The sequence below is a fragment of the Pseudarthrobacter adonitolis genome, assembly GCF_055412845.1.
In genome coordinates, this window is sequence record NZ_JBVAYW010000003.1 from 96,320 (window position 1) to 111,560 (window position 15,241).

Sequence of the window (15,241 nt, forward strand, 5' to 3'; positions counted from 1 at the left end):
CTAGAGTCGATCAGTACACATTTGTTGAAGCAACGAAGGGAATCGGCTTGGAGCCCACCGACTATGCCGCTTGGAAGCAACCACTTTTTAGGTGGGACTCCGTCCTCTCGTTTGTGGAACAACCTCGCTGGGCAGACGGGATTCATATCGTGACCCTGCCGAATGGAAACCACCTGGACGTTCTGCTTCAGTCTGATCCTCTGAGCGCGGCCAGAAAAGACTCCGTAGCCGTGTTCTTTTCCGGTGCATTGCCGAATAGGACGGGAAAGCTAGGACCTTACTTCTCCGGCGTTCGCGTGGCTCAGGCGCTTGGCATACCGCTGGTTGCCTTCTCGGATCCCTCACTCAATTACGACTCAAGCACTCCGCTCGGGTGGTACGCAGGATCTCAAGCAGACCACGCCCAAGACTCGATCACCGAAATTCTAAAGAGTGCCATCGTGAGGTCAGGGCGGGACCTGCTGCTTATCGGAGGGTCCGGGGGTGGATTCGCCAGCCTCTACTATTCTCATCGCGTGGGAAGCCAAGCATCAGCCTTTGTCTGGAATCCGCAGACTTCAATAATTGATTACGAGATCGGCGCCGTAAAGCAATATTTCAACGTTGCGGTACCAGATAATGATTTCTCATACGATGGAGAAGACAACAAGGAATTCATAATTTCAGAGATGGCCGCCGTTGGCATTGACACGGTTCTGCCTGAGATTAATGCCGGTCGAGTGCTTTATCTGCAAAACTCTACTGATTGGCATGTTTCAAAGCACTTGAAGCCGTTCTTGAGGCTGAATCAATATATACATCGTGGTAACGGATTCTATTCCAATGATATGGGTCACTCGGTTATTATATCTAATTTCGGAGCAGGCCACGCGGTTCCACCGCTTGAAATAATTCATTCAGCAATTCGAGAGATGTTACTTCCGGCTCGTAGCACACGGGCCATCTATAATTCTCTTATCGCATCTCGATCACTTTCTCACGAATTTCATGAACTTCCGCGCGATATGAGGACGGAATGGCAGGCGGCCGCACCGCTTGTTGATCTAGAGCTGACACGAGATCAGGACAGGCTCATCGTTTCCGTCAACTGGAAGGGAGGCCGTCCCGGAGCCGGTGGTATCAAAGTTTCATATAATGTCTTCGGTGATTCCAAGAGAATACAGCATTCAATTCTCACGTCCGCTTCATATAGTCTGATTATCATTTCTCCCCAAGATGCAGTGAGGGTCGAGGCAACCTTCGTCGATGGGTTCAACAATCAATTGGGTACTATCAATATTCCGGTTACTGACGCTCCGAAAATGCTCAATAAAAATCCTGAATCGGTACCAGCTAAGCACAAGCCAGCCCGGGAAATGGAATCGTCGATCGGCGCTGCCGAAGAATCCGCAACTCTAGGGCAGCAGTCACCCGAAAAGTCCGACCTCCGGATTTTCGTATACGGCAGTTGCGTGTCACGAGATGCCTTCGAAGAGCCTGACGCACCTGAGTTGGTTGACTATCGCGCTCGCAGTAGCCTTGGAAGCGCCTTCGGCCGTCCTACTGGCCTGGTTGAAAAGGTCTCCATTGAAAAAAATCCCAGCTCGTTCCAGCGCCGAATGGTCGGTACGGATCTAAACAAGGAATTAGCCCAGGCCATCAGGGCTTCAAACTTTGATTACCTTCTTATAGATTTTATCGATGAGCGGTTGCAGTTAATTAGATCGGAAGGCGGATATGACACCTATTCGCCGGAGCTAAGCAGGACTGGATTCGACGTTGCTGGCGAGGCGCTTGTCGAACCAGGTTCGGACGAGTATATGACCGCATTCATGATCGGGTGGCATAAACTTCTAGAGATCGTACCTGCCGAGAAGATACTGGTAAATCGCGTATTTTGGGCATCCATAGATGAAAGCGGTGCCGAACTCGAAGGTATGCCGAAGATACTCGATGGAAATAAACTTCTTCGGCGCCTGTACACCTACGTTTTGTCCTTCCCTGGAATTCGCGCAATCGATTATCCCGAGGAGACAATTCAAGCCGACCGAAATCATAAATGGGGCGTATCCCCATTTCATTTCTCTTCAGCATTCTATAGAAGAACACTCAAGGCACTGGAATTCGTAGCGAATGGATACCCAGAACCCCAAATAGCAGGTAGACGCCGAGTGTCCACTTCTGTTGTAGTGGAAACAATATTCTGTGACTATGAACAGAACTCGTCAATTCTCCAGAAATTCGCAAATCGCTTTTTGTATACATTGCAGTCGGTGGCGGGACAACAGCTTCCCGAATCAGTTGACTTGCGCTATGTCGTCTATCTCTCCTCGGATAAGGTCACGGAACGTCGGCAGTTTGAGACGCTGATTTCGTCCTACCCCGAACCGGTGGCCAAGATATTCCATTTCGTGACCTATGATCATCCAATAAATGGCTACGGCTATTCTCCGCAACATCATGCAGATCTCTACAAGAATCCAAACAAACATGCTCCGCGCCGCAATTACCTTTTCGATGCCGCTCTTAAGCAGATGCCACCTATTGAAAGCTGTCGGCTGATCCGAATCGGACTGGATGACGACGATATCTGGCAGCCCTGGCAGGTGGCAGAGCTCGTGAGGATAGCTAGTGCGGCATATGACCAATTCCCGTCGCACAGCCTTTTTGTTTTGGGGCTTCAAAACTCCTATCTTTGCTATGTAAACGGGGAAATTGAAGTCGATGACGTCAGATTGAATCGCATCCTGACGGGCAATAAGTTTATAGTAGGACCGATGGCCGAACTGGATGCCCTTAAAGGCTGCAGCCCGTGGTCCATACCGGAGGTGTTTAATGAGAACGCTCAAGATCGGATGAAGCGAGTTGGCTTGAAGATGCTTGAAACTTCCGATAACAAACCCGGGTGGGTGTACATGCGGTGGGGAGATAACCTCACTCAGTCCCGAAAAGACACATATTATGAACAGGTAATGAGTACTCGGAAATTAGCAAATATTCAGGAAATCCTGGCATTACAGCGGCCGGCCGAAATTCCCAATGCAGTACCAAACTTTCGTGTCCGTCCGCGCGCCTTCGAAGTTGAAGCGACGAGAGATCCCTACGGAGTCGTGAGAGTTACATCTAACAGATCATTCATGCTGGACCCAGCCTCCTTGAAGTATTCCGTGACCTTGACGGACGGAACAGAAACATTTGCCACGGTTGCGGACTGTGAGGCCGACATGGTGACAATCAATGAGGTGCCTGCCACCAGTGTCTTTGCTAAGGCCGTGCTATTTCGCGAGGGCAAAGCAATTTCCACCATACGCTCGCGGGGGCTTATTTAGGCATACGGTAGCCCGGCCCTTCCTTAGGCATTACGGCAACCCGCCCCTTCGCAGATGCGCGTGGCTAGGACGGTCTGACGCCACCACGGTGTTTGTGGCTTCCGTTGCGGCGTTGTGCGGCGGGAGCGAGGTCAAGGGCCTCTTTGAAATGGTAGCGATCAAGCAACCAACACCCCGAAGGGGCCCTTCGCATTTAGGGGCTCTTCAAGGTTCCCGGGGAAATAGGTTCGTGTTGTAGCAGCAGAGGACTCGTGGTCCTGCTGGGATGAGTGTTACTACGCATTCAACCTGAACAGGAACCACGAGCCTTGTTAGAGCCTACTGTGGCGGCTGAAGATGCTGCCAGCTTGATCTTCAACCTGCCTGATTACCGTGTCACCGCCACCGTCCAGCTCCCGGACGGGGCACGCCACATCACGGTGGAGACCACATTCCCGCCGGGCTGCCCGAACTGCGGAGTGATCGCTTCCCGGGTGAAGGAGCGCCGTTGCCAGCGGCTGCGTGACCTCCCGGTCGCCGGCGCGGTCGTGCTTCTCTGGGACAAGCGGCGTTGGTTCTGTGACGAGTACCTGTGCGAGCGGAAATCCTTCTGCGAGGCGACGCCGCAGGTCCCGCGCCGGGCCCGGTCGACGCGGCGGCTGCGGCAGACGGTGCTGGACGCGGTCATCACCTCGGGCCGGGCCGTGTCCGAGACTGCCGCGGCATTCGGGATCTCCTGGTGGCTGGTACAGCAGGTCATTGGAGACGCCGCGCTGCGCCTGCCCGACGTGGACCTCCTCGCACCCAGAATGCTGGGCATCGATGAGCACCGGTACCGGTCGGTGCGGTTCTTCCAGGATCCCGGCACGAAGGCCTGGACCCGGTACGAGCCGTGGATGACAACGATCGTAGACCTGGACCCCGGCCAGGTCCTGGGCATCGTGGACGGACGCGACCACAAGGGTGTCGGGGAATGGCTCTTCGCCCGGCCGCTGGACTGGCGGCTCGGGGTGCGGGTTGTCGCGATCGACCCGTCCGCGGCGTTCCGGAAGGCGCTGCGGATGTGGTTGCCGCGCACGGCGGTCTCGGTGGATCTCTTCCATGTGACGATGCTGGCCAACGATATGCTCACCACGGTCCGTCAGGGCCTGTCCCAGCAAGTTCGGGGCCGGCGGGGTAGGGCCACGGACCCGGCGTGGGCGAATCGGATGCTGCTGCTGAAGGCCGATGAGAACCTCTCAGAACGCGGACAGCACCGGCTGGCTGGCCGGCTCGCGGGCGTGTTCGCCGGTGATGATCCGACCGGCAGCCTCGAGGCCGCCTGGCACGTCAAGGAACAACTCCGCATCCTGCTCTCCACCGGCTCCCTCGAAGCTGCGGCCGCCGCGAAGACTGCCCTGGCCGACCTCGTCGAACGCGCCGCGATGCCGGGAACCAACAGGCTCTACCGGACAGTGTGCCGATGGTGGGCCGAGATCGAGGTCCGCATCGTCACGGGAGCAACGACGGCCAAGGTAGAAGCCAATAACACCGCAATTAAACACATCAAACGAACCGCCCGCGGCTACCGCAACCCAATCAATTACAAATCGCGTATTCTCTTGAGAAGTGCAGCCCGGACGGCAGCATGAGCAATCATCTCAGCAGACCATCCCCGGGAACCTTGAAGAGCCCTTAAACACACCCCGCGGGCGACACCATCATGAAAACCCTGGGCTAACAAGGCTCGTGGTTCCTGTTCAGGATGAATGCGTAGTAACACTCATCCCAGCAGGACCCCGAGTCCTCTGCTTGCTACAACACGAACCTATTCCCCCGGGAACCTTGAAGAGCCACCAACCCCCGCGTCGTCAAACGCAAGATGTCAGGCTGGCAACTCAAACGAATACCCAAACCCGCCTAAGTAAACGGTATTGGGGCTAACTCATCATCTTCAGTTCAGCACCGATGGTCTGATCGTAGCCGCTCTGCCCTCGAACACGTTCCGCCGCCGCCGATGACATACTTACGAAGGCGTCAGGATTCCGGATAATTTGTGCAATACCGCTCGCCATTCCCTCGGAGTCCTCTCCAGCTGCGAGAATTCCGCAGGAGGGGTCGACGAATTCTGGAATGGCTGTTACTGCAGTCGTCACTGGGACGAGCCCAGAAGACATCGCTTCGTCCCTGGATACACCCTGGGAATCCATTCGAGTAGGAGTGATGAACAGCCCATATTCTTTATGAATGGAAGAGATCTCAGATCGAGACAGGAAACGCTGTTCGATCGTCACATTAGCAAACTTCCTGAGTGGCTCAAGGGTCTGATCGAACAACACCCCATCACCAATAATCTTGATATCCATCTTGTCAAAAAAGTCTTCCTGACTTAGCAAAACAATCGATTCAACCGTGAGATCGTTGGCGTATTTTCGAGATGCGAACGGACGTATACTCAACAACTTAAATCGATGTCCCGGGACCTTGGGGACGTAATTGAACAACTCAGTATCGATATAATTGTGCACAATCGAGTAACGGCTAGCGGGGAGGGCAATTCCAACATCCTCCATAACTTCTTCGGCAAAATATTGTGAAACAAAGACAAAATGGACATTGGGGTGGACATCAACAAATACCCTCCTCCACAACTCCATACGAATCTCGCTTGCCACCTTGGCATCTGAACGCTCAGTTTCATTAGAGTAGTTAAAGTCCCGTCGATACCACGGCTGGACCTCCGCTCCGTGGATCCATATTGTGACACGGCCTGACTTGGCATAGTCGGACACAACCGGCCACATTTCTGGATCCAAGAAGTGGACGAGGACATGGTCCAGGGTGTGCTGTCCGAGAAAACGCTTCAAATCTGCGGCGCCTCCAACGTGAACATCAACGCCTTCAAATTCATAAGAGTGAGCCGCGGCACGCGGGTTAAGACAAAACACCTCGCAATCGACGCCGGCATCTTCATAACCCTTAACGCGGCTGTGGATAAACCCATTGCGGTACAAAGCGGCCGACGATGGGTAGACATTGGTCAAAATCAGTTTCTTGGGCCGAATGAGCAGCGGCGCCGTAGCTTCAGCGAAATCAACAGCCTCAAGCGCGATGCCCCGGAGGGTACAGGTGCCGCTGCCCTGAGCACGAAGACCCAAGAGTACGCTCGAGGCGTTGTCCGGCATCTGTACCTCGTGATTTTGGCCGGAGTTGAGTACCACGTGATTCATCCGATTGGCGTCTGCATCAAAGAATACGACTACGACCGACAATTTGAGGCCCGCGGATGCAATCGGATGAATTATAAGCGTCCCACCGTCGTCTAGGAGTAAGTCTCTCGGTATGCGCTCCCCGGCGTACACGTACGTATGTTTTGACGCCAACAAATCGGAACGGATCTGGAGGCCATCATCGGCCGCAGTAATAACAAGATGTTCGTTCCTGGATCTACCGCGGAACAGTTTAGCCAATTGCACTCCCTGCAGGCCCCCAAAGTGCATACCGGTCTCCCCCGCCGGGTTGATCGTCTCCGCGGTGCGTTGGATCGATTCCATCGAACTACCGATGTCGATATGAAGGCCATCTAAGTAGACAACGCTGTCAGCCAGAGAATCACGCTGGTAATTAAATCTGTCAATACGCAGGACTTTATCACCCGCAAACACTCCCGTGTTGCAGTCATTCAGCCACTCCATCAAGCTGATCTTGCCCAGGCCTGCCGGTCGGCAAATACTCGACCTTATAGGACTCGAAGGGGTCCAGATATATTCGCAAGTCCGGTCATGGGAGTCATGACCAGGTTGTTCTGACTTGCCCACAACCTCGGCGTCGCTGTAGAGAAACGCCAATGCCAAGTCAGTAATGTACTCCGGACCATACGCGTCGTCGACATTGAGGAAGGCAACAGCATCCTCAATGAATGTATATCCGGGTACTGACTCGGCGTCTGATTCTCTGAGAAACTCGACGCCATCTCTATTGCCGTATTCGCGAGTGTCTACTTCAGAACCCACGACCAAGGTTAGCCGCTTGTTCATCCACGACTGCTTCTGGAAAATTTCCAGAAGCCGCTTCATCGATTCGTTGTTGTCTGCATGGCCGACAATTCTTACCCATGGCAAGTGCCGTTTTACACGGCCGCCCCAAATCTTTTCGGCTACATATTCCAGACGGTTAGCGGTTGTGTGTTCGCACAGCACCTTCCTTAGAGCCAGCAGACGCTTGTACGCGGCTATGACTGATGTCTTGGAAGAGTCAGTAGGGTCCAAGAGCAACCTGACTTGCCGCTTGATTTCAGGGACATCATCGCTGGAAACGACTAAATCTCCGAACATGAGACGAAGACCGCGCGAGTAGTTGCTCACAACATGAGTGTTGGACACCATGAGATCAAGGGCTCGCCTCGCGTACATGGTTTGCGACTGTTTCACAGAATTGAGATTGATACCAAACTCAAAACCCTTGTACGACTTTTCAACCTCCGCGAAGGGCAGATTACCGTGGATGAGATCTTTGTATTTTTCAGGGAAAAGAAAAGCTGGGTCATTTCCCCCAAACCTTCTGTCAAATATTACAGTTTTGCCAACTTCTCGGGTCGCGTCGATGATTGATTCGAAGTTCTTCTGACGTTCTGGATAACGAGCGTAATACGTTCCAGCAAAACTGAATCCGGGTAGCCTCGGAATAGATTGGACAGGACTGTGAAGTCTTGGTTCGCCAAAAAATGGAAAAACATAAACTTCGCTATGATCGAATTTACTTTTATAACTCTCCACGCTGTCGAAGTCTGTGGTAAAAACCAAATCAAAAATTGAGGCAGTACTCACGAACGAATTGTAGTGAACTGGATCTTCCTTGTTCCAAAACGCAGTCGGGATGGAGCGGGCTTTGCACCAAGCGACGAGCTCGATCAGCTCAGGCGACAGATGGTTGATTTTTCCGCGCCATGCGCCACCGTTGCCTTCCCATGCAGATTCAACTATGAGGAGGTCGGGACGAGACTTCTCAATATCCGATGCCCAGTTCTCCACCGATACCGGGAACAGCCTGCAAGCCTTAGTGAAAGCGTGCGTTGTGAATTCATCCATGATTGCCGCTACGCGTAGGCTCGAAACGTCGTTGGTTTCGGGCATTTTCCAAGAGGGAAAAGTAGACCTCGTAGATTCGGCACCCCCGGGTTCCTCGCCTTGGGCTTCATACGACATGTCGAGCCGACCACGCAGGACTGAAAACGATCTCAAGAGCGCATCTCTATCGCCGCGAAGCGCGGACATAGCCTGTTCTTGTCCCTTGGCCGTTTGCTCCAGGAGATCTTCAACTTCACGGAGCCGTAGCTCAAGGTTGGTCCGCTCTACCTGGAGATGTCGAATATCCATAAGCAGGAGGGAATTTCTTTCCGAAGCAGCGATCTCTGAGTATGCAACAGCTGTGTTATTTTCTTCTCGGCTCATTTTGCTGTTCCCCCATTATTCAGCTTGCTTTCTACAAAGATCGTTCTTGGCAAACGCCAGATGAGAGCAATCGCGGCCCCCGGATTCTTCAGCGAAGAAGTGATAAGTCGACCAATTCTCATAGAGCTGGAATCCTGCAAACTCCTGATTCTTGAACGCTCTTGGGTCAAAATCTCCAATGCGGTGTCCAGGCGTCGCGCTTTATCACGTCCGAAGGTTTCCTTCTTAACCATCGTCCGGCTGTATGAAGCAACCTCATTCTTCAGCCGCAGCACCTCCGCCTCGAGACTACCCGCAATGGCTTCGAGCTCGGAGACCTGCAGCAGCAATTGTGTATTGAGAGCGGAAGATTCCTCCTGCTGCACTTCAGAAGCCGCCGTTGCCTTACGTGAGCTGGCCTCAAGATCCGTGATGATGCGTTGTAGGTGATCCTGCTCGGCACGTTGGATTTCAAGCTGTATAAGTGATCGCTTCTCTACATCGTCGAGAAGGACTTCGAGGGACTTTTTGGATCTTAGGCTGTCAGCCCGAACTTGCTGAAGTTCCTTGCGTGCCTTATTTTCCCTCTTTTCGGAGAGTTCGACCTGTGCAATGAGCGCCCGTTCAGCTCCGGCGAATCTTAGCGCCAACACTTGCGAAGAAGTTCGACCGCCATCCCCGGGCTGCATCAAACTTGGATCAACCGAGTCACGGTCGGAGTCGTTCTTCATGTGTTCCTTCTTCAGCTTGTTCGCCGGTTACGTCTAGAGCGACTGCAGCGTCGTACCACGGCCCGAATCCAGGCACAGAGACTAGCCCGCTTGGTAAGGCATTGATGACTCCATTCAGGTTATCGGAAATCATCCAAAGCGTTGACTCTGAGTCAGCCAATGGCGGGCTCAATGACACCAGTTCATTGGCGGAAGTGCTCTACGCCACATTCTGGGCGTAGTGCTTCGAACTGAGCTAGCGCTCTGCCGCCTTCAGCGCCGCATTGAAAGACGCGAGCCTGCTGACCTCAACTTCCACCGGCTCCACCACCAAGTCCCGGGCAACCTCGCCCACCGCTGTCCTCAGCCGTTTCCTGGCCCTGGCTGCACGCGCCCTCGCGGCTCCGGCGCCGATGAAGTTTCCGGTCAGCGCCAGGAAGATCCCCAGCACCAGCCCGCCGGCAATCATCAGCGTCGGCACCGGCCAGCCTTCCACCTTCGGAACCTCAGGGACAGGCAGTTGGAGATATCCGAGCCCAGCCAGCACGCCAAGCCAGCCCAGGCCGCCCATGACCGCCAGCAGCGCGAGCCACTGGACCACGTTGAACACTCCCCACCACCAGGACTTCCGGGACGCCATCAGGTCCGTGCCCGCGATGGCCTGGTCCAGGGCATCCGGTATCGCTTCCCGTCCTTCCCGGGCAGCACCCCGGATCGCCGCACGCCACGGTCCGGGTGCGCCCGCACTCGCCGCGTCCGCAAACTCACGGACAGCAGCATCCGTCCGGGCACGTTCCGGGGCGCTCGCCGCCGGGAGCGATGTCCGGTTCAGTTGGGACGGCGAAGAACTTCTCAGATTGAGCCGGCGGAGCGGATCCGGCCGGAACCGCACCAGCCACCGCGTCGCCGGCCACCCTGTGCGGCGGGTCGACTCAATGCGGTAGGACCGGGCAACGGCGTCGACCACCACGGGCACGTTGGCAGCCGTGGCCAGTTCATCGGTGAGCCGGGACCTTGACGCCGGCCTGATACCGGCGGCTTCCCCAACGCCTGAGGCTGCCCGGAGCTGCCCGGAGGCCCGCGAAACGTCAGCGGCCAACCGCTGCGAAAGTGCCTGGCGCTGCACCACCACATGTCGGATGGCGCTCCGAACCTTGTCCACGCCGGTCCCCCTCAAGGCGGACGCTCCCAGGACCTGAATTTTGCCGAGCCCGTCGTGGGCAAGGATCCCCTTCAGGGACTCCAATACAGGCTGCACGTCCCGTTCAGGCAACCGGTCCACCTGGTTGAGGACCACCAGGGTCACGGCTCCATGTGCGGCCAGGGGCGCCAGGAAATCGTTGTGGACTGCCGCGTCGGCGTACTTTTGCGGATCCAGGACCCAGACCAGGACATCGACCAGGCCAACCATGCGCTCCACGATCTCGCGGTTCGCGGCCCTGGTGGAATCGAAGTCAGGCAGGTCCAGCAGGATCAGCCCCGTGCCCTCGTCCGCGAAGCCTGCCACGGGCTCGGCATGGTGGCGGTTGTGCACCTCAAGCCAGTCCAGCAACGGCTCACTGCCGTCCGCTCCCCAGACACCTGCCAACGGTTCCGACGTCGTGGGCCGGCGGGCAGCCGCCGTCGCGATTTCAGCGCCGCTGACCGCGTTGAAAAGTGACGACTTGCCACTGCCGGTGGCACCGAAGAACCCAACAACGGTGTGGTCAGCCGACAGTGACCGCCGGGAGCTCGCGCGTTGGAGGAGCTGGAACACCTCCTCGAGTGCGGCATCCGGCAAGACGCCTTCGGCGAGTTCGCGGGCGTCATTGAGGGCTTCGAGCCTGCGGTCCAGCTGCGACGCTTCGCGGGCAATGCTGTGGCGGCTCATGCCTTTGCCGCCAGCCGGGCCAGGGCAGCGGCGTGCTCGGTCAGGCTCCGGCCGGTGTCCGCGCCGCCCTCCGGCAGGCATTGGAGGAACTTCTGCTGCTCTGCCTGCAGCAGCCGTTGGCACCGGGCATGGAGGTCATCCCGCGCCGTCCGCGCAAGCCGGCGGACTGCGTCTTCGCCGAATACTGCCTCAAGCAATTTCTGGCCGACGACGGCGGTGCCGCCCGCCACTCCGATCTCCAGCCCGGTGAGGCCGGCGGTCATGGAAAACACCACGATCATCAGCGAGGCACCCAGTCCGTTGATCCCAAAGGAAAGCCATCTGGCCTGCGTACGCTTGCCCTGCCCCTCCGTGCGGATCAGTTCCATCAGGCCGGCCTGCCAAGCCCTGATCTCCGCTGCCGCCACCTCGGCAAAGCCGGGGCTGGTGCCGGACAGATCGTCCGTCCCCAGGAGCCCGCGGCCGGCCGGGTCCGAGCGCCACCGTTGGTCGGTTTCTTCGCCGGCGTTGGCGGCCTCATCCAGGATGACGGCCTGCAACCCCGTTTCGATGGCGGCCTCAACCCGGACGGCCGGCGTCGGCTCGCCCCGGAAGAACGCTCCCACACGGTCCCGAAGCCGTCCAATGTTCTGTTCCAGCGCCCGGAAGAATTCCCCCGTTCCGACGAAGTCCTGCCAGCGCGCCAGTACCTCCCCGCGAAGGAGGGCGCCGTCCTTTGTTGCGTCCAGGATCCGCGTTCCGGCATCGCGATAGGCGGCCTCAGCGTCTGCTCGGAGCGAGGCCGCGGCCCGCTCCTGCCCCTGGACCGCGTGCGCCACGGTGCCGACCCGCCCGGCCAGCGCCTTCACCGTCCCGTTGAGGGTACGGCGGGCAATTTCGGACCGTCCCGGGGCGTCGGCTGCGAGGTCCTGCAGCCAGCGCCGCAGCGGCTCCGCGGCGTTCGTTGGCAGCATACCGAGATGGTCCAGGTCTGTCTCCGGCACAATGAACAGTCGGGCATCGCCGAGGCCCTCTTTCTGCAGCAACGCGCGGAGGTCGGCGCTGACTTCGGCTTCCGCCTCCGCCGGCACACGGTCCAGGACCACGGCCACCATGATGTCCCGCGAGGACGCGTCCAGGAGAAGCTTCCACGGGACCGCGTCCGCGTAGCGGTTGGCAGTGGTCACAAAAACCCAGAGGTCCGCGGCGGCGAGTAATTGACCGGCGAGCCTGCGGTTGTCGTCGGAAATGGAGTCGACGTCGGGAGCGTCAAGCAGCGCGATCCCCTGCGGAACAGCCTGGTCCGCCACCAGCACCAGGGAGGAAATGGCCTCCGCATCGGGTGTTGCGCCGGCCCGGCTGGCCGGGACGGGTTCGGTGGAGACGGTGCCCCTGATTCGGTTGAGGGTGGGAAGCACACGGTGGCCTTCGAACCAGCCGCCATCGGCCGGGTGGTGCAGCAGAATGGGCTGCCGGGTGGTGGGCCTGATGGCGCCGGAGCGTGTGACCGGGTGCCCGACCAGGGCGTTCACCAGCGTTGACTTGCCGGCGCCCGTGGAACCCCCTACAACGGCGAGCAGCGGTGCGTCCAGGCTGCGGAACCGCGGCAGGATGTAATCGTCCAGCTGGGCGACTGCGTTCCGCGTGTCCTGGCGCGCCTGTTCGACATCCGCAAGGGCCAGCGGCAACGACACCGCGGAAAGATCCTCACGCACCGCCTCAAGCAATGCCACGGCTGGCTCCGACGCCAGATTCGGCGGGCCAGGCTGCGTTTTCGGTGCGCGGACAGGCAGCGGAGGCTGCGTGGGACGAAGCCCGTCTGAGGAGGTCACAGCATCATCATGCCAGTTGCGGTAGCTTTTCCACCGGGCTCCAGTTTTGTCCTGTTACCGGCAGGGCGGGCTCCACAACGAAAAACGGCCCCGGGCTGATGCCCGGGACCGTTCGTTGGTGACCCCAGCGGGATTCGAACCCGCGTTACCGCCGTGAGAGGGCAGCGTACTAGGCCGCTATACGATGGGGCCGTGTACTTCCAGGAAGTTTTCACCTCCACCCGGCGCCAGGCCGGTTTGCTAAGTGAGTATTTCATACACTCAGCGCGTGTTTCAAATCGGCGAACCCTCCTGAAACCACTGATTTGCCGCGGTTAGCCTGCGACCAAACAGAGCTGGGATACCAGGACTCGAACCTAGAATGACGGTACCAGAAACCGTAGTGTTGCCAATTACACCATATCCCAATGATACTTTCGGGCCGGAGTTTCGGGCTTCAAGCCGCGCTCCGTGCGCCTCAGCACGAGAAATTACTTTACCCGAGACTTTGGGCTGGCACAAATCGGCGCCGACGGCTTGAGCGCCGAAGCCCTTGCCAGATCACTCGGAATAAGTTTACTCTCGGTAAGTTACCCGAGAGTAACCACCCTCTGCCTTTGCTGCAGGCACTTCGGAATTTCATTTTGCGTCCGGACTGCCGACCCTGGTTCAGGTGGGTGGCCTGCAGCTTTCACTGCTGGCAAACCGTCGAGAGGACCCACCGTGACACAAAGTCGTGCCGCCGCGCCCACCAAGACCCGAACCCGGGCACAGCAACTCACTATTGCTGCCCTGGCCCTGATGCTTATTGCGCTGTTTGCGTTTTACACCCTGGTCACCGGCAGGATCACCGACGGATCGGCCAAACTCCTGGACGGCGCGGGCCAGGCCTCGGCTGGCGCTGAGCAGCTCAAGGACGGCGCCGGTCAGCTGGCGGCCGGTGCGGGCTTGGCAGACACCGGTGCCGGCAAGCTCTCCTCCGGCGCCGACAAAGTCTTTCTGGGTGTCAGCGAGAAGCTGGCCCCGGGCGCTGAAAAACTGCAGGCCGGCGCCGACCAGCTCGTCGCTGGCGCCGTCAAGATTGAGACTGACGTCAACAACAAACTCGCGCCCGGCGTCTACAAAGTGGACGATGGTGCCCGGAAGCTCGCCGCCGGAGCCACCCAGCTCGCCGCTGCACTGACGCCTACGGCCACCGGAAACGCCGAGAACAACCTGGCGGACGGCGCTACGGCGCTGGACGCCGGTGCGGCCCGCCTGGCCTCCGGAACCGGCGAGCTGGCCGCCGGAACGGCCCAGCTGAAGGGCTACCGGGGAGCGAACAACTCCCCCGAGGCAGGTACCGGCACGGCAGCCTTGGTGCAGGCCCTTGAGCAGCTGGAGGCGGCAGCCTCGGACCCATTTCGGGGACTGGTGCCGCTGTCCGTTGTCAAGGACAAGATCGCCAAGATCACCGCTGGGGCCCACAAGCTCGACGCCGGAGCGCAGCAACTGCAGGCTGGCGCCGGGAAGCTCAATGACGGAGCGGCACAGCTGCATACGGGAACAGGGCGCCTTACCGCCGGCTTCGCCACGCTTGGTGAAAAGCTCAACAGCCGCGATCCCAACAACCCGGGCGTTGTGCTCGCTACAGAACTGCTGGCCGCCGGAACCTCCCAGATCCGCACGGGAATGGACGGCGTGCCCGGCAATGCCGACCGCCCGGGCCTGATCAATGCCGTGGCCAAGATCACTCAGGGCAGCTCACGGCTGGCGGACGGCACGTTGGCTTTGAATGCCGGCATCAAGGGCGATCCGGCCGATCCCGGAAACCCCGGCCTGCTCCAGGGCTCACAGGCACTGGCTGCCGGCGCTTCGGAGCTCGCCACAGGCAACACCAAGCTGGCCTCCGGATCGACAGAGTTGGCGACCGGGGCCGAGAAACTTGCTGATGGAAACGCCCGGATTGCGGATGGCACGGACACCCTGTACTCCAGCGCAGCTGCCATCTCGCCCACCAGCATGGTGGGGAAGTCGGATACCGCCGTTGCCCTCGGCCTGGTTGCTGTGCTCGTGTTCGGATCCGTGGGCATCTACATCGTCCTGTGGAACCGGCGAAGGCTGCAGGACGACAGCTAAGAGTATTGCCCTCGGAGTCCGGTTCCGGGCGGAGAGCTTTCGGCGGCAAGACGGCCTC

At 58.3% G+C, this 15,241-nt stretch carries 7 protein-coding genes and 2 tRNA genes; 3 read left to right on the plus strand and 6 right to left on the minus strand.

The window, feature by feature from the left end:
* Positions 1–47: 47 nt before the first annotated feature.
* Both ACZYZ4_RS05150 and ACZYZ4_RS05155 read left to right on the plus strand, forming a co-directional pair.
* Entirely contained in the window at positions 48–3,308 is a 3,261-nt protein-coding gene (locus tag ACZYZ4_RS05150; RefSeq protein WP_463858787.1) for a DUF6270 domain-containing protein, read from the plus strand.
* Between the two features lie 308 nt (positions 3,309–3,616).
* Positions 3,617–4,918, plus strand: coding sequence for an ISL3 family transposase (locus tag ACZYZ4_RS05155; protein ID WP_463858789.1), 1,302 nt, complete (start codon positions 3,617–3,619; stop codon positions 4,916–4,918).
* Between the two features lie 288 nt (positions 4,919–5,206).
* Here ACZYZ4_RS05155 and ACZYZ4_RS05160 read toward each other — a convergent pair whose 3' ends face one another.
* The 6 genes from ACZYZ4_RS05160 to ACZYZ4_RS05185 form a co-directional block, all read right to left on the minus strand.
* Positions 5,207–8,716: a glycosyltransferase gene (locus tag ACZYZ4_RS05160; protein WP_463858791.1), complete on the minus strand. Its 3,510-nt coding sequence runs from the start codon at positions 8,714–8,716 to the stop codon at positions 5,207–5,209.
* Positions 8,713–9,426, minus strand: a complete 714-nt coding sequence (locus tag ACZYZ4_RS05165) for a hypothetical protein (protein ID WP_463858793.1) — start codon at positions 9,424–9,426, stop codon at positions 8,713–8,715. Before ACZYZ4_RS05165 ends, ACZYZ4_RS05160 begins: the two co-directional genes overlap by 4 nt.
* Before the next feature lie 235 nt (positions 9,427–9,661).
* Complete coding sequence (locus tag ACZYZ4_RS05170; RefSeq protein ID WP_463858795.1) at positions 9,662–11,275, minus strand: GTPase; 1,614 nt, start codon at positions 11,273–11,275, stop codon at positions 9,662–9,664.
* The gene (locus tag ACZYZ4_RS05175; RefSeq protein ID WP_463858797.1) at positions 11,272–12,987 is read right to left on the minus strand and encodes a dynamin family protein; all 1,716 of its coding nucleotides are present in this window, start codon (positions 12,985–12,987) and stop codon (positions 11,272–11,274) included. Before ACZYZ4_RS05175 ends, ACZYZ4_RS05170 begins: the two co-directional genes overlap by 4 nt.
* 215 nt (positions 12,988–13,202) lie before the next feature.
* Positions 13,203–13,278, minus strand: a tRNA-Glu gene (locus ACZYZ4_RS05180).
* Between the two features lie 143 nt (positions 13,279–13,421).
* Positions 13,422–13,493: transfer RNA gene (locus tag ACZYZ4_RS05185), tRNA-Gln, on the minus strand.
* Positions 13,494–13,788: 295 nt separating this feature from the next.
* On the opposite strand from ACZYZ4_RS05185, the gene ACZYZ4_RS05190 reads away from it, so the two are divergent.
* Entirely contained in the window at positions 13,789–15,183 is a 1,395-nt protein-coding gene (locus ACZYZ4_RS05190) for a hypothetical protein (protein WP_463858799.1), read from the plus strand.
* Positions 15,184–15,241 lie beyond the last annotated feature (58 nt).